Origin of the sequence: Sulfitobacter sp. PR48 (assembly GCF_028807335.1) — a bacterium.
GTDB lineage: Bacteria > Pseudomonadota > Alphaproteobacteria > Rhodobacterales > Rhodobacteraceae > Sulfitobacter.
In genome coordinates, this window is record NZ_JARAMM010000002.1 from 301,273 (window position 1) to 315,736 (window position 14,464).

A 14,464-nucleotide genomic window follows, 5' to 3' on the forward strand; every position below is an offset into this window, starting at 1 on the left:
CGGCAATGCATTGGGGGCGCTGCCCCCAAACCCCCGGGAATATTTAAGGCCAAAAAGAAAATGAATCTCAGTTCGGAAAAAGAAGTCAGCGCAGCAATTGCCGGGGCCAGGGGCCCTCTGTCGGTTTGTGGTGGCGGTACGCGTGGTCTGGCCGGCGCGGGCGAGGTCCTGAGCGTGGCGGGGCTCTCTGGGATCACGCTTTACGAACCGGGTGCGCTTACCATGGTGGCGCGGGCCGGAACACCTGTCGCGGAGATCGAACAGGCCCTCGCCAGGGAAAACCAGCGGCTGGCATTCGAACCGATGGACCACAGGGGGCTTCTGGCCACGAAAGGCGAACCCACCATCGGCGGGATATTCGCGGCAAATGTCGGGGGGCCGCGGCGCCTTGCCGTGGGGGCGGCGCGGGATTTCCTGCTGGGGGTTCGATTTGTCGACGGTCAGGGTGTGGTCATCAAGAATGGCGGGCGGGTGATGAAGAATGTCACGGGCTATGATCTGGTCAAGCTGATGGCAGGGTCATGTGGCACGCTGGGGGTTCTGACGGAGGTGTCGATGAAGGTTCTGCCCCGACCCGAGACGGAGGCAACTCTTGTACTGTCCGGTCTGGACGATATGCGTGCCGTCGCGGCGCTGTGTCGCGCGATGGGCAGCCCCTTTGAGATCACCGGCGCGGCACATGATCCGGGCGCCGGGGAAAGCTATCTGCGGCTTGAGGGGTTTGAAGATTCGGTTGCCTACCGGCTGCGGCGGTTGAAGGACCTGTTGGCCAGCGCCGATGCGCATGTGCTGCAATCCGATGCCTCGGCGCGGAAATGGGCCGCATTGCGGGATGTCGAGGCGTTTCACGGCGTTTCGGGCGATGTCTGGCGGGTGTCGTGCAAGCCCTCGGAAGGGCCGGAACTGGCGGCAAGATCGGGTGCCCAGGCGCATTTTTTCGACTGGTCCGGCGGGTTGATCTGGCTGCGGGTGCCGACGGGCCATGACCTGCGCGGTCGGCTGGGGGCGTTTGACGGCCACGCGACCCTGATCCGGGCCGACGCGGCGACCAAGGCGCGGTTGGGCCGATTCCAGCCGGAATTGCCCGGCGTGGCGCGGTTGGCCGCGGGATTGCGCGCGCGGTTCGACCCGAAGGGTATCTTCAATCCGGGATTGATGGAGGCTGTATGACAGTTCTGATCGGTATCTTTGCGATCTTCTTTGTCGGGGGGCCGCTGACCTTCCGGGCATTGACCCGACCTGCCCCGTCGCGTGATGCGCTGCAGGCACTTATTGTCTTTGCCGGAGTCTTTGCCCTGTTCGGGCTTGGGCTGCGCATTGGCTTTGCGGGGCTATGGGGGCACGAGGTGATGCTGACGGTGGGGGGCATTCTGGCGCTGTGGTTCGCCTGGATCGGTGTGCTGGCCCTTGGCGCACAGGCTTTCCGGCGGGCGGAACCGGGGCTGTACATGCGCCGCTGGACCGGCATTCTGGGGGCGGGCGGGACCACGGTGCCCTGGTTCGGTCTGGCTTCCGCCCAGTTGCTGGTCGGATGAACCCGTCGTCAGATCAAAGTTAGCGGAGCCATCATGCAGACCACCTTTACCCCCGCCCAGCTGAAGGATCCCGACGTTGCGCGCAGCAACGAGATCTTGCGGTCTTGCGTGCATTGCGGGTTCTGTACCGCCACCTGCCCGACCTATCAGATACTGGGAGACGAGCTGGACAGTCCCAGGGGGCGGATTTACCTGATCAAGGACATGCTGGAAAACGAACGGGTGCCGGATGCCAAGACGGTCAAGCACATCGACCGTTGCCTGTCCTGTCTGGCTTGCATGACGACATGCCCGTCAGGGGTTCACTACATGCATCTGGTGGATCATGCCCGCAGTTATATCGAGCAGAACTACAAGCGGCCCTTTGGCGATCGGGCCCTGCGCTGGATGCTGGCACGTATCCTGCCCCACCCGATGCGGTTTCGCATGGCCTTGCTGGGCGCAAAGATCGGCCGCCCCTTTGCCCGGCTGATGCCGGATGCCCGGCTGCGGGCGATGCTGGAAATGGCGCCCAGGGTCATCCCGCCGGTCAGCCGCAATGATGACCCGCAGACGTTCCCTGCCAAGGGGAGGCGCAGGATGCGGGTGGCGCTGATGACGGGCTGCGCCCAGAAGGCGCTGAACACCGATATCAACGATGCCACGATCCGGCTGTTGACCCGCATGGGTTGCGAGGTTGTCGTGGTTCGGGGGGCGGGATGTTGCGGAGCCCTGACCCATCACATGGGAAAGACTGACGAAAGCCATCGTTCCGCGGCGCGCAACATTCGTGCCTGGACCGCCGAGATGGACGGCGCGGGGCTGGACGCCATCGTGATCAACACCTCGGGCTGCGGCACGACGGTCAAGGATTATGGCCATATGTTCCGGAATGATCCCCTGGCAGGAGATGCCGCGCGGGTTTCCGCAATTGCCAGGGATGTTTCCGAAGTTCTGGTCGACCTGTCCGATGCGTTTGCGGCTGATGGGGAAAGCCCGGGTTCCGACGATCACCTGGCAGGGGCGGATGCAGGGCGCGGTGATCCTAACCGCCCCGCAGCGGGGCTGACAGTGGCCTATCACGCGGCCTGTTCGCTGCAGCACGGCCAGCAGATCAAGAGCCACCCGAAAGATCTGCTGAAGGCTGCCGGGTTCACCGTGGTGGAGCCTGCGGATCCGCACCTGTGCTGCGGCTCCGCAGGGACGTACAACCTGATGCAGCCGGAAATTTCAAAGCAACTGAAAACCCGGAAAATCCGGACGCTGGAGGCGCGGCAACCCGATGTGATCGCGGCGGGCAACATCGGCTGCATGATGCAGATCGGATCTGCGGCCTCTGTCCCGGTGGTGCACACGGTGGAATTGCTGGACTGGGCCTCAGGCGGGCCGGTGCCGCTCGCCCTGAGCGGAAAATTGTCGGACGAGGCGGAAATTCCCCGGCTGCGTTAAGGGGGCTGCCCAATTTTTGCCGCAAGTTGTCCATAACAAGGCACGAGTGGCTTGGCTTAGGGGATATTCGTGCGGCGTTTACTGGCATTTACTTTGATGGTGGTTGTCACCGCAACGGCGGTTGTAGCGCAGGATGCCCGGCTCAAGCGTCTGGATTCCGGTGATGATGCCGCCGCATGGGAGGCCGTGGGGCGGCTGGATATCGCCGGAAGCGGATTTTGCACCGGCACGCTGATCGCCCCCCGTCTTGTGCTTACCGCGGCGCATTGCCTGTTCGACCGCGAGACGAAACAGCGTGTGGATCACAGCAAGGTGCGCTTTCTTGCCGGGTGGCGAAACGGCCGCGCAGGGGCCTACCGGGACATCCGCAGGGCGGTGGTGCACCCCGATTACATTTATGACGATGTCGTCTCCTCCGATCGGGTGCGCAATGACCTGGCGCTGCTGGAGTTGCAGCGGCCCATCAACAACACGACGATCAAGCCTTTCGGCACTGCCGCACGCCCCAGACCGGGGGATTCCGTTGGTGTGGTCAGCTATGCCAAAGACCGGTCCGAAGCCCCCTCGCTGCAAGAGCTCTGCAAGGTGATCGCGCAGCAGGAGGGCGTTCTGGTGACCTCCTGCTCGGTCGATTTCGGATCAAGCGGCGCGCCGATCTTCTCGCTGGAAAACGGCGAGGCCCATGTCGTCTCCGTGGTCTCGGCCAAGGCAGAGGTCGAGGGGGAAACGGTTTCTCTCGGTACGGCGCTGTCCACGCCACTGGCACTGTTGCAGGCGGAACTGGTCGCCGGAAAAGGTGTGTTCCCGGTCAGTGGCAGCGGCAGCAAGAGCATCCTGGCCGGGCAACGTGGCACGGATACGGGCGCGAAGTTCGTGCGCCCCTGATCTGTCAGCGGGGTCTTGAAACCCCGATATGGTATTCCCACATCTTCGATATCAGGACGCCTCTGCAGGGTCCTGACAACAAGGCCGGACCTGTCCAATGGTGGAAGGTCCATATCGTTAATCGCTCGAAGATGAGGATGACACATGCGTACTTATGATTTTGCACCGCTTTACCGTTCCAGCGTTGGCTTTGACCAGATCGCCAACATGATGGACCGCGTGTTGAGCAATGATGGGGCAACCCCCAGCTACCCCCCTTACAACATCGAGAAACTCGACGACGACAGCTATCGCATTTCGATTGCGGTGGCAGGTTTTGCCGACGCTGACCTGAGCGTCGAGGTCCGTGAAAAGGCACTGATCGTGTCTGCGCGCAAAGCGGACGCGGATGAAGAAAAGACCTATCTGCATCGCGGTATCGCGACACGGGCATTCGAACGCCGGTTCCATCTGGCGGATCACGTCCAGGTGACGGGTGCCGCGCATGCCAACGGGATGCTGCACATCGAACTGCAGCGCCAGGTTCCCGAGGCACTGAAGCCCCGGCAGATCCAGATCGCATCGGATACCAAGGTGCTGGACAAGGATGTCGTCGACGCGAAATCCGTCAACTGAGGCGGCCGGTTCACGCTGGTCAGCCCCAAGGGGCGGATCACGGTCTGAACCTCACTCAAGACGGACCGGGCCCGGAGCAGAGATGCTCCGGGTTTTTTGATGAGCGGCGCTCAGGCAATCGTTAGTTCCGAATGTGGTCGATGATCATCCGCCGGTGTCCACCCTGAAAAAAAGGGGGCCGGATCTGCCGTAGCAGAACCGACCCCCGGGACAGCCGAGGCAGTCTTGGGTTCAAACCGGGAGAAATCAGTTTGTCTGCGTCTCGGTGCCCGTCCCTGCGCCATTGCCCAGCTGCTGCTGGACTGCGGCGGCGAATTCCTGTTCGGTGACTTCCAGTTCGAGCTGGCCTTCGGCATTCAGCTGGTCGGCACTCTGGATCGACACGCGGCCGCCTTCGACATCATATGAATCACCCAGGGCGATCTCATAGCGGTTCATGCCGTCTTCCAAAGCGGTCACTGTCTCGATCTTGCCGATCACCGCATCGTCTGACGTCACCGCGACAGCCGTACCGTTTTCGATCGCCTCGGTCGTGGCGCTGTTGATCTCGGCGGTGGCTGCGGGTGCAATTTCGGTTGTCGGCTGTTCAGGTGTCGGCGAGGTTGCCGGTGCTTCCTGCGCCATCAGCGGCATGGAGAATGCTGCCGCGAGAGCTGTCGATCCGACGAGGGTCCGGGTGATTTTCGAGAAGGTCATAGGTTTTCCTTTCTGTCTGTTAAGGCGAGAGACCGGCAGGCATCCTGCCCACCGGTTGTGGTGCCAACCCGGATATGGGCAGGGGGTTTCCCGCCTGCCACCGCGTCGGCGGCAGCTTGCGCAGATCGCAGGATGTCGGCGGCAGACCGCTTCTTGCGCCCCGGCGCGGGAGTGGTAAGGGGCTTGCAATCGCAGTGCGGTTTCCCGGTGGCGACGGTTACGGAATATTAGGGCGCAACTGCCAGTCTGCCCCGGTCCCCCAGGCCGGAGCCGTGATGCGTGTCGTTTCCCCAATTCTGCTGGCAGTGCTGTGCGCATCGGTTCCATGCAACATCCTCCGCGCCGAAAGCGGATCGTTGTTTTCGCAAGGGAACTGGGGCGGCGCGCGGGGCGGGTTGATTGCAACGCCTGCCCTTTCGCGTGACAGCAAGGAGACCCCCAGCCTGTTCGTGGGCCGTGCCGCGGCCGGCCTGTTCGCGGAAAGACCCGCCCATGAACCTGCCTTCGACACTGCGTCGCCGGTGCTGGTGCAGGGCTCGGATGTTGCGCGGCTGCGGGCGCTGATCGGTGCGGCGGAATCGCGGCGCGATGGCTATGAGGCCGTCCAGCATGGGGCGCGCGTCAAAACGCCGAAACCCCCGACACAGATGACATTGGCCGAAATTTTCCGCTGGATCGAGGAAACACCGGGCCAGCCGCATGCCATCGGCAGGTACCAGTTCATCCCCGCAACCTTGCGCCGGGTTGTGGCAAAGCTTGGGATCGCCCCGAATGCTAGGTTCAGCCCCGCTGTTCAGGACCGTCTGGCAGATGTCCTGTTGGCGGAGGCGGGTCTGCATGAATTCCGCGCGGGCAGGCTGGGGCGCGTGGCCTTCATGAACAATCTTGCAAAGATCTGGGCCGGTTTGCCCAATGCCACCGGCAAGTCGCATTATCACGGATATGCAGGCAACCGGGCGTCGATCACATGGGCCCGGTTCGATGCGGAGATGGCGAGGATTGATCCGGCGGTGATTGCTGGCCATGGGGTTGAGTAACGGACGCCCCCCTCACCCTAACCCTCTCCCCCGTGGGGGAGAGGGGATTTGTTTCGCCCGTGGCAACCGGGCAGTCAGACGGACATGCAGATGTATTTCATTTCGAGGTAGTCTTCGATCCCGTGGTGGCTGCCTTCGCGGCCCAGGCCGGATTGCTTGACGCCGCCGAAGGGGGCAACCTCGGTGGAGATGATCCCGGTGTTCACGCCGACGATGCCGTATTCCAGCGCCTCGGCCACCTTGTAGACGCGGCTCAGGTCCTTGGCATAGAAGTAGGAGGCGAGGCCGAAGATCGTGTCATTGGCCATTGCGATCACATCATCTTCGTTTTCGAACTTGAACAGCGGGGCGAGGGGGCCGAATGTCTCTTCCTTGGAGACTTTCATATCCTGGGTCACGCCGGTGATGATGGTCGGCGCGAGGAAGTTGCCTGCGAGCTTTTCTTCTGTCGATCCCAGAACGATCCGGGCGCCCTTGGAAACGGCATCCTCCACATGTTCCCTGACCTTTTCGCTGGCGTCACCGTTGATCAGCGGTCCCAGTTCGACGCCCTCCGCGAAGCCATCGCCGACCTTCATCTTGCTGACGCGGTCCTTCAGTTTGGCAGCGAAAGCGTCATAGACGCCTGCCTGGACATAGATGCGGTTGGCGCAGACGCAGGTCTGGCCGTTGTTGCGGAACTTGCACAGGATCGCGCCTTCGACCGCGGCGTCGAGATCGGCGTCGTCAAAGACGATGAAGGGGGCGTTGCCGCCCAGTTCCATGGAACATTTCATGACCTGATCGGCGGCCTGGCGCAGCAGGATGCGCCCGACTTCGGTGGAGCCGGTGAAGGTCAGTTTGCGCACGGCTGGGTTTTCGCAGAATTCCTTGCCCACGGCAGAAGAAGACGAGGAGGGCACCACGTTGAACACCCCGGCAGGGATGCCGGCTCGTTCGGCCAGGACACCCATGACGATGGCCGACAGCGGTGTTTCCGCAGCGGGACGGGCGACGAAGGCGCAGCCTGCGGCCAGTGCGGGGGCAGCCTTGCGGGTGATCATCGCATTGGGGAAGTTCCAGGGTGTGATCGAGGCCGCAACCCCGATGGGCTGCTTGATCACCGTGATGCGTTTGTCGCGCTGATGACCGGGAATGGTTTCGCCGTAGATGCGTTTGGCTTCTTCGCCGAAGAATTCGATGAAAGACGCGCCATAGGCGATTTCGCCCTTGGCTTCGGCCAGCGGCTTGCCCTGTTCGGCGGTCAGGATCGTGCCAAGATCGTCCTGGTTCTCCATCATCAGGTCGAACCATTTGCGCAATACGTTGGCGCGTTCCTTGCCGGTCCAGGCGGCCCATTCCTTTTGCGCCTTTTCGGCCTGTGCGATGGCACCTGCGACCTGCGCGCGGCTCAGGTCCGCTACCTTGGCGATCACATCGCCGCGGGCGGGGTTGGTTACGTCAAATGTGCCATCCTCGCCATCCACCCATTTGCCACCGATATAGGCGCGGGTTTCCAGGAGGCCGGGATCCTTGAGCATGGATTTCAGATCGGTTTTTGCGTCTGTCATTTGGTTGTCTCCGCTTTTGTTTGTGGAACCCAAAGCAACATTGGCTATGATTGTCCAGTTCCCGTTTGGTTTCGGGGCACTATCCAGAGGACGACTTATGACGCAGTTTGACGATGCCTATGACAATTCCGGCCATATCGAGGGCGCTGAAACATACCCTCCGAAGTGGGAAAAAGCAGCTGCTGCTTTTCGCCAGGAGCTGGGGGCGCGGGCGCAAATCGGGGTGTCATATGGCCCTTCTGACAGGCAGGTCTTTGATTTCTTTCAGCCCGAAGGCGTGTCGCGCGGGACCGTGATTTTTGTTCATGGCGGTTACTGGAAGGCATTCGACAGCAGCTATTGGTCCCATCTGGCTGCGGGGCCACTGTCGCGCGGCTGGGCTGTCGCCATGCCGTCCTATGATCTGTGCCCCGACGTGCGCATCGGTGAAATCACCACCCAGATTGCCGCCGCCGTTACCGAGATTTCCAGGCGGACATTCGGCACATTGTCGCTTGCGGGACATTCGGCGGGCGGGCATCTGGTGTCGCGGATGACCGATCCGCTGGTGCTGCCGTCCGAGGTGCGCGACCGGATCGCGAATATTGCCCCGATTTCCGCCGTTGCCGACCTTGCACCGCTGATGCAGACATCGATGAACGACATTCTGGGGATCGACGCGGCAGAGGCACAGGCGGAAAGCCCGGTCAACATGAGCCCGCCGCATGGCGTCAATGTGACCGTCTGGGTCGGTGCGGATGAACGGCCCGCCTTTCTTGAACAGTCCGAACAGCTCTCGCGGGTCTGGGGTGCACGGCAGGTCGTTGTCGAGGGCAAGCATCATTTTGACGTGATCGATGCCTTGGCCGATCCCGAAAGCGACATGGTCCGGGCTGTGCTGGGCGGCTGAACCCTGCCCTGGCCGGTCAGGTTGCGGACCCTGCGCAGGTTGCGCCCGAAGGAGGGGTCCTGCCTGCCCGGAGGTAAGCGCCCGATCAACCTTGACCCGGCAGATCAGTTCAACAATACCGATGTGAAATTCACGTTCGGGCCAATTCGTCAGGATGCGGCGCGGCAATGAAAGAGCCTGGATGCAAGACAAGCTGATTGACGATGAAGAGATCCGCCTTGCGCTCCTGCGCGGATACAACATCCTGGACACGGCGCCCGAGGAAGGCTTCGATGAAATCGCACGACTTGCGGGCGAGATATGCGGGACACCCATCGCATTGGTGTCGCTGGTCGAAAAGGATCGTCAGTGGTTCAAGGCGGTTCAGGGTCTGGATGTGACGGAAACCCCCATCCAGATGAGCATTTGTGCGCATGCCATCCAGTCCGGCGATTATCTGGAGGTTCAGGACACAACCAATGACCCGCGCACGGCTGCAAATCCGCTTGTCACAGGCGATGAGCAGATCAGGTTTTATGCGGGAGCTTTGCTGACATCGGCCGATGGCGTGGCGTTGGGCACATTATGTGTTCTGGACCGCGTGCCGAGGGTGCTGACAGAAATGCAGCGCACCACGCTGAAGATCCTGGCAAAGCAGGTGATGCGTCACCTTGAACTGCGCGAAGCCTTGGGTGCTGCGGAGATGCTGCGCCGCGAGGTCGATCACAGGGTCAAGAACTCCCTTCAGGCGCTGGAGGCGCTGATCCGCATCCAGACGCGTTCGGTCAAGACAAACGAGGCGCGCGAGGCGCTGGAGGCTGTACAGGGACGGCTGGCCATGGTCAGCAACCTGCATGAGGCGCTGTATCTGTCCGATGCGGGTGCCATGGTAAATCTGAGCGGCTTTCTTGACCGGGTGGTTCAGACGGCGTCGGCGCAGATGCCGCAGGGCATCCATGTGCGCCATGAGGTGGAACCCTGCAAGCTCCAGTCCCGGGCTGCCTCAGCGGTCGGAATGATCGTGAACGAGGCCATCGCGAATGCTGCGAAATATGCCTTCGAGGGGCGTGACAAGGGGGCTTTCGACATCACCGGCAAGATTGAAGGCGAAAGCTATGTGCTGATCTGTGCCGACGATGGCGGGCCGCCTGCTGCGGGGGGCGTTCAAACTATTGTCGGAACCGGCCTGGGGATGCGCATCATGCAGGCGGCAGCACAGCAGCTGGGGGGCGAGTTGACCTCGCATTCCGGTGAAAAAGGGCATGTTGTGACCCTGCGCTGGCCACTGACCTGACTCAATGCCCTCTTTTCAAGGGCATGGGCTTTTGCCACACTCTGTTTAAATTGCGGGTGTGGGTGATGTAAATTGCCATAACATTACCTACATGTACTTTAACTTATTGGAAAGCGGAGACTTTAATGTCGAATTTGGATGCACAGGTCAAGGAATCCCAGGCGCAGGTCGCACAGGCGCAATCCAAGATAGCAGAGCTGACCAGCCGGATCGAAACAGCGCGGGCCAAGCTGAAGACGGGTGACGATGCGATGATCGACATCGAGAACGCGTCTCTGGAAGATGTCCACGCCCATACCGATGTGATGAACGCGAACATCGCCGAACTGATCATGGGCCTGGACGATGTCACCGCCGGGTTCAGCCGCGATTTCGACGAGATGCGCAACAAGACGGGGATGGAAACCTTCATCGGTATCTTCTCCCGCGCAAAGGCGGACAGCATGCGGCAGGAACGGGTGCGCTCTGCCTCGATCGACGACAAGTTGCAGGATCTGATCAGCAAATCCGACGTGATCGTCCAGTTGCTGGAGGGGCAGTTGGCGATGCTGGAAGAGCAGAAGGTCAAGGTCGAGAGCAATCTGAGCGAGACGCTGGATGAACGCGAGCTGACGGTGGGAGAGCTGGAAACCATCCGTGCCGATATCGGCGGCATGGACCCGGACATCATCAAGCTGGAAAACGCCATCGCGTCAGAAGCGGATGCCGCGAAACGTACCAAGCTGGAAACCGAGCTGGCCGAGGCCAACGCGAAGTACAACGCGCTGGTGCAGGAGGAGCAGGTCAAGCTGGCCAAGTCCCAGACGCTGGAGCGCTATATCGAGAAGGGCAAGACCTGGATCGACTCCCTGCAGAACCAGGCGGCGACGCAGATGGTGCTGATCAACAAACTGCAGACGGACACAAAGCAGCGCGTGGTGCTCTATGACGCGCTGACCAAATCGCTGAAAACCGCGCAACAGCAGGATGTGGCGCACCGCATCAACGAGATCGGTGTGAAGACGGACCAGGAGGCGCAATCGGCCATGGCCGGGATCGGCGCCGCCACCAACGCCCGCATGGCCGAGATGATGGAGAAACACGAGGATCACATGGTGTTCGCGCGTGAAGTTCTTGAGGCCAAGGCCAAGGCGGATGAGCGTTTCGCACGGCGGTTTGCCGCGATCATCGAGAAACATGACAGCAATCAGTATGGCGGCTGAAAAGGAATACAGGAACAGGCATTCGGGAAACTTGCTTTCCGACCGAGGCAGGCGCGACTTGTTGATTGGTATTTCGCTTGTTGGCCTTCCGCCCCTTCTGGTGGTTGTCTTCAATATCGGCATTGGAGCCAATTTCTATGCCCTGGGGTTGTTGATTGCCGTGTTCCTTATCATCCGGACGTGTAGCCGGGAGTTAAACTGGCTCATTCTGAAAAGACGCTTTTTTGATGGCTGATCTTACGCTTTCGCAAGACCACGTCGGCATCACCGACACCTTCGCGTCGCGCCGCTACTTCGCCAAGTTCGAAGGCATCATGCAGCATATGTTGCATGTGGCCGGAGTGATGGAGGCCGAAGGGGCGCTGGACCAGGATGAAATCGACATTCTCACCCGCTATGCCGCCAAGCTGACCCATAGTTTCCGTGCGCTCAGCTACAAGTATCTGTTGGTGGGGCGCGAGACGGGCCGCTTCTTTGGTTCGTTGACCATGGACAACCGCGACAGCGGCTTTCCGGTGACGGCGGAAATCATGACCATGGCCAATGACGCGCAGCAGGCCGCCAAACACCTGGAAAACATGCCGACTGAAGCTCGGCTGAAGGATGAGATGGTGCAGACCATTCTCGGCGACCGGAAAATTCCCACCAAGCTGCAATTCGCCCTGTCCCAGCGGATGTATTATGCGGAACTGGCGCGGGGTGATCTGTTCTGGGTGCAGAATGATCCGCAGGCGGCCTGGCTGGGCAATGTGAGCGAGGGGCGCAGACGGTTCCGCCTGCACTGGGCCACTTACGATTCAGAGGTCAACCTGCCGGTCATCTACCTGATGGAACTGGAAGATTCCGGCCGGATCGGTCTGCCCAAGGACGAACGACGCTGGCCGGAGGTGCAGGCCCATTTGAGCGCGCAGGCGCTGGGCGGGCTGAAACTGCTGACCATCGCGCGCGGCTTTGATCAGGACTTTGACGATCTGCACCCCAAACGGATGCGCCGGTTCCATCTGGGGCCGATGTACAGCCACGCCTACACCCGGCAGGCGGGCCCCCTGCGCGAGGTTCTGGCAGAGGCGAATGCGCCTGCGGGCCAGGACTGGGCGCTGGTCTGGACCGAGGAAGAACTGGTGAGCGACCGGGTGATCGAAGAGAAATCGGGCTGGTTCTCGACGGTCGAGCGGGAAGTCTTCGCGCTTGATCCCTTCGGCGTGCAAGGGCCGGACCTGGGCGCGACGCGGACGGAGCGCAGCATCATCCTGCCCCAGCGGCCCTATCAGGTGCTCGAGGAAAAACGCCCCCCCGGCTTTGCCTCGGTGCGGAAATATGTGGTCAGCCCGAAAGGACGTGTTCTTCGATATTAGCGACGTCGTGCCGGAAGAGTGTATTTATTGAACAATGAAAATGAGTTTGAGATATGAGCCAGACATCTGACGCGATGGAGCTTCGGGAAGAGGATATTGCAAAGCACGTGAGCGTGGCACTCTCCCTGCTGGAGGGGTTCGACCACGCGCCGCGCATCGGCAAGGCCGCGGATGAGGTGCCCCAGTCAGAGCGGTCGCCGGGCATCGGCACGCGGCGGCGGTTCCGCAGCACGACGCCGGGTCTGGCCACGCGGCGGACCACGCCCAGCGGTGCGGTGCAGCTTCTGGCGCGGATCGAAGGGGCGGATGATGGTGACACGCTGGTCACGCCGTTGCAGGCCACCGTGATGCACGCCCTGCGCCGCGCCACAGCCATCGCGCTGGCCGTGGCCGAGAATGTGGCGGAGCAATCCGGGCTGGGCGATCTGAAACGCGCGAACCTGGAAGGGTCTCTGCCTGCCGCGCGCAAGTCCGAGTTTTCCGAACTGTTGGCAGCGGAAGCGCTGGTGACGCTTCATGTCTTCGGCAATGCCACCGCCTATCTGCTGTCGTCGCATCTGTCCGAAACGACGGTCGAGGTCGGCGATGTGGATGAGGTGCTGACAGACAACGGCCAGACCGCCCTGCATGGCGCGCTGTGGGAGCTGGATCAGGACATCGCGGCGCATGCGCAGGACGATGCGCGGCTGGTGGCCACGGTCAGCGCCTTTGCCGAGGCGCTGATGGAGAAGGTCGCCCTGCGCGCCCAGACCGCCCCGCGCCTTGAGGGGTTCAGGGGCGCGTCCTGGCGGGTCGAGGCGGATGATTTCACAATTGCCGGGTTCAGCCCCGCGTCCAGGGCGAAGTCCACCAAGCTGACGATGACCTTCAAGAAGCCGAACGAGGTCGTGGGCAACCACATCGCCAAATATCAGGCGATGAAACTGGCCAAGATGCTGATGGCCTATGATTTCGACCGCCGCCTGAACCCTTTTGCCGATCTGGGCGGGTTCATCTTTACCTTCATGGGTGACGGCGCGCCGGGGACAGGCAAGACCACGCTGATCCAGATGATGGCGGGGCTGATCAGCGAATATTGCGGCAACGCGGGCTATCCGTTCCGATACCAGAACCTGAGCACGGACAACATCGACAGCTATCAGGGCAAATCGGGCCAGAACGCCAAGGCCTTTATCAACAACATCATCGACCCCAGCGTGATCGGCTTTGGCACGATTGATGACATCGATCAGCTGGCTGGCAAGCGTGGCGACCGGCAGTCGAGTGCGGGGCAGCTGGAGATCACGGCGGTGCTGATGGAAAGCTTCGCGGGGGCCAATACGGTTGTGCGGGGCAATTGCACCTTTGGCATGTTCTCCAACTACCCTGAGAACGTGGACGACGCCCTGCGCCAGCGCGCCGGGGCGCGGTTCCTTGTGGACGGGCCGCAGACGCGGGAGGATTACGTCGACATCCTGTATCTGCTGATGGGCAGGAACCACGACATCCCGCTGGGCGATCACAAGGCCTTCGAGGCGCAGGCGATCAAGAAGGCGGTGGCGGCCTCGTTTGAATCCCATTCCAGGCCCCATGAGGCGGGGTTGCTGCGCGTCTATGAAGCGGTGCGCGGGGAGATCGGGGAGCTGGACACGATCAACAAGCTGGGCACCTACCTGAAGGGCATTCAGGAGGCGGACGCGCGGTTCACGGGTCGTGCGATCAAGAACATCACGGATGCGGTGAAGGTCCGCGCGATGGACTTTGAATTGCCCGACGAATGGATGGAGAACCCCGATCTGTTCCTGTTCAAGGGGTATGATGAGAAGAAGGCGATGATCGAGGACATGCGCCAGCCGATCACGGTGGAGATGGTGATACAGGAGATCAACCGCTACGCCGACAGCGAATTCCGCTATGCCGACAAGTCGGACGAGGTGGCGATTGAGAATGCCGTGCGGGAGATGGGGCGGATGGAAGAGGCGAAGAAGCGGTATTTGGGGGGTAGGGAAGGGTGAGCGCA

Annotated in this window: 14 protein-coding genes; 12 read left to right on the top strand and 2 right to left on the bottom strand. The window is 61.5% G+C overall.

Going from position 1 to position 14,464, the window contains the following annotated elements:
* The first annotated feature begins 60 nt into the window (after positions 1–60).
* The 5 genes from PVW51_RS04150 to PVW51_RS04170 all read left to right on the top strand — a co-directional run bounded on the left by PVW51_RS04150 (position 61) and on the right by PVW51_RS04170 (position 4,463).
* Positions 61–1,170: an FAD-binding protein gene (locus tag PVW51_RS04150; protein ID WP_274573714.1), complete on the top strand. Its 1,110-nt coding sequence runs from the start codon at positions 61–63 to the stop codon at positions 1,168–1,170.
* On the top strand, positions 1,167–1,535 hold the full coding sequence (locus PVW51_RS04155) for a hypothetical protein (protein ID WP_274573715.1): 369 nt from the start codon (positions 1,167–1,169) through the stop codon (positions 1,533–1,535). Before PVW51_RS04150 ends, PVW51_RS04155 begins: the two co-directional genes overlap by 4 nt.
* A 33-nt stretch (positions 1,536–1,568) precedes the next feature.
* Positions 1,569–2,963, top strand: a complete 1,395-nt coding sequence (gene glcF / locus PVW51_RS04160; RefSeq protein WP_274573716.1) for a glycolate oxidase subunit GlcF — start codon at positions 1,569–1,571, stop codon at positions 2,961–2,963.
* Between the two features lie 96 nt (positions 2,964–3,059).
* Positions 3,060–3,848, top strand: a complete 789-nt coding sequence (locus PVW51_RS04165) for a trypsin-like serine peptidase (RefSeq protein WP_274573780.1) — start codon at positions 3,060–3,062, stop codon at positions 3,846–3,848.
* Between the two features lie 144 nt (positions 3,849–3,992).
* Entirely contained in the window at positions 3,993–4,463 is a 471-nt protein-coding gene (locus PVW51_RS04170) for an Hsp20 family protein (protein ID WP_269366109.1), read from the top strand.
* A 246-nt stretch (positions 4,464–4,709) separates the two neighbouring features.
* On the opposite strand, the gene PVW51_RS04175 is transcribed toward PVW51_RS04170, so the two are convergent.
* Positions 4,710–5,159: a hypothetical protein gene (locus PVW51_RS04175; protein WP_274573717.1), complete on the bottom strand. Its 450-nt coding sequence runs from the start codon at positions 5,157–5,159 to the stop codon at positions 4,710–4,712.
* 275 nt (positions 5,160–5,434) lie between these two features.
* On the opposite strand from PVW51_RS04175, the gene PVW51_RS04180 reads away from it, so the two are divergent.
* Entirely contained in the window at positions 5,435–6,196 is a 762-nt protein-coding gene (locus tag PVW51_RS04180; protein WP_274573718.1) for a hypothetical protein, read from the top strand.
* A gap of 74 nt (positions 6,197–6,270) precedes the next feature.
* Here the strand turns inward: PVW51_RS04180 and PVW51_RS04185 are convergent, their stop codons facing one another.
* Complete coding sequence (locus tag PVW51_RS04185; protein WP_274573719.1) at positions 6,271–7,746, bottom strand: NAD-dependent succinate-semialdehyde dehydrogenase; 1,476 nt, start codon at positions 7,744–7,746, stop codon at positions 6,271–6,273.
* 97 nt (positions 7,747–7,843) lie between these two features.
* On the opposite strand from PVW51_RS04185, the gene PVW51_RS04190 reads away from it, so the two are divergent.
* The 6 genes from PVW51_RS04190 (at position 7,844) to PVW51_RS04215 (ending at position 14,459) form a co-directional block, all read left to right on the top strand.
* Positions 7,844–8,635, top strand: coding sequence for an alpha/beta hydrolase (locus tag PVW51_RS04190; RefSeq protein WP_269366103.1), 792 nt, complete (start codon positions 7,844–7,846; stop codon positions 8,633–8,635).
* Positions 8,636–8,816: 181 nt separating this feature from the next.
* The gene (locus PVW51_RS04195) at positions 8,817–9,908 is read left to right on the top strand and encodes a histidine kinase dimerization/phosphoacceptor domain -containing protein (protein WP_269366101.1); all 1,092 of its coding nucleotides are present in this window, start codon (positions 8,817–8,819) and stop codon (positions 9,906–9,908) included.
* Positions 9,909–10,033: 125 nt separating this feature from the next.
* Complete coding sequence (locus PVW51_RS04200) at positions 10,034–11,110, top strand: hypothetical protein (RefSeq protein WP_269366099.1); 1,077 nt, start codon at positions 10,034–10,036, stop codon at positions 11,108–11,110.
* Positions 11,085–11,345 (top strand): hypothetical protein, encoded by a 261-nt coding sequence (locus PVW51_RS04205; RefSeq protein WP_269366097.1) that lies wholly within the window; start codon positions 11,085–11,087, stop codon positions 11,343–11,345. The genes PVW51_RS04200 and PVW51_RS04205 overlap by 26 nt, the downstream gene beginning before the upstream one ends.
* Positions 11,338–12,465: a hypothetical protein gene (locus PVW51_RS04210; protein WP_274573720.1), complete on the top strand. Its 1,128-nt coding sequence runs from the start codon at positions 11,338–11,340 to the stop codon at positions 12,463–12,465. Before PVW51_RS04205 ends, PVW51_RS04210 begins: the two co-directional genes overlap by 8 nt.
* 53 nt (positions 12,466–12,518) lie before the next feature.
* Positions 12,519–14,459: an ATP-binding protein gene (locus tag PVW51_RS04215; protein WP_274573721.1), complete on the top strand. Its 1,941-nt coding sequence runs from the start codon at positions 12,519–12,521 to the stop codon at positions 14,457–14,459.
* Positions 14,460–14,464: the final 5 nt, after the last annotated feature.

Bases quoted from the DNA above. Each gene is read 5' to 3' on its own strand.
- PVW51_RS04215 (WP_274573721.1), top strand. From the start codon at position 12,519: ATGAGCCAGACATCTGACGCGATGGAGCTTCGGGAAGAGGATATTGCA.
- PVW51_RS04155 (WP_274573715.1), top strand. From the start codon at position 1,167: ATGACAGTTCTGATCGGTATCTTTGCGATCTTCTTTGTCGGGGGGCCG.
- PVW51_RS04180 (WP_274573718.1), top strand. From the start codon at position 5,435: ATGCGTGTCGTTTCCCCAATTCTGCTGGCAGTGCTGTGCGCATCGGTT.
- PVW51_RS04170 (WP_269366109.1), top strand. From the start codon at position 3,993: ATGCGTACTTATGATTTTGCACCGCTTTACCGTTCCAGCGTTGGCTTT.
- PVW51_RS04165 (WP_274573780.1), top strand. From the start codon at position 3,060: ATGGTGGTTGTCACCGCAACGGCGGTTGTAGCGCAGGATGCCCGGCTC.
- PVW51_RS04205 (WP_269366097.1), top strand. From the start codon at position 11,085: ATGACAGCAATCAGTATGGCGGCTGAAAAGGAATACAGGAACAGGCAT.
- PVW51_RS04200 (WP_269366099.1), top strand. From the start codon at position 10,034: ATGTCGAATTTGGATGCACAGGTCAAGGAATCCCAGGCGCAGGTCGCA.
- PVW51_RS04195 (WP_269366101.1), top strand. From the start codon at position 8,817: ATGCAAGACAAGCTGATTGACGATGAAGAGATCCGCCTTGCGCTCCTG.
- PVW51_RS04150 (WP_274573714.1), top strand. From the start codon at position 61: ATGAATCTCAGTTCGGAAAAAGAAGTCAGCGCAGCAATTGCCGGGGCC.
- glcF (WP_274573716.1), top strand. From the start codon at position 1,569: ATGCAGACCACCTTTACCCCCGCCCAGCTGAAGGATCCCGACGTTGCG.
- PVW51_RS04210 (WP_274573720.1), top strand. From the start codon at position 11,338: ATGGCTGATCTTACGCTTTCGCAAGACCACGTCGGCATCACCGACACC.
- PVW51_RS04175 (WP_274573717.1), bottom strand. From the start codon at position 5,159: ATGACCTTCTCGAAAATCACCCGGACCCTCGTCGGATCGACAGCTCTC.
- PVW51_RS04190 (WP_269366103.1), top strand. From the start codon at position 7,844: ATGACGCAGTTTGACGATGCCTATGACAATTCCGGCCATATCGAGGGC.
- PVW51_RS04185 (WP_274573719.1), bottom strand. From the start codon at position 7,746: ATGACAGACGCAAAAACCGATCTGAAATCCATGCTCAAGGATCCCGGC.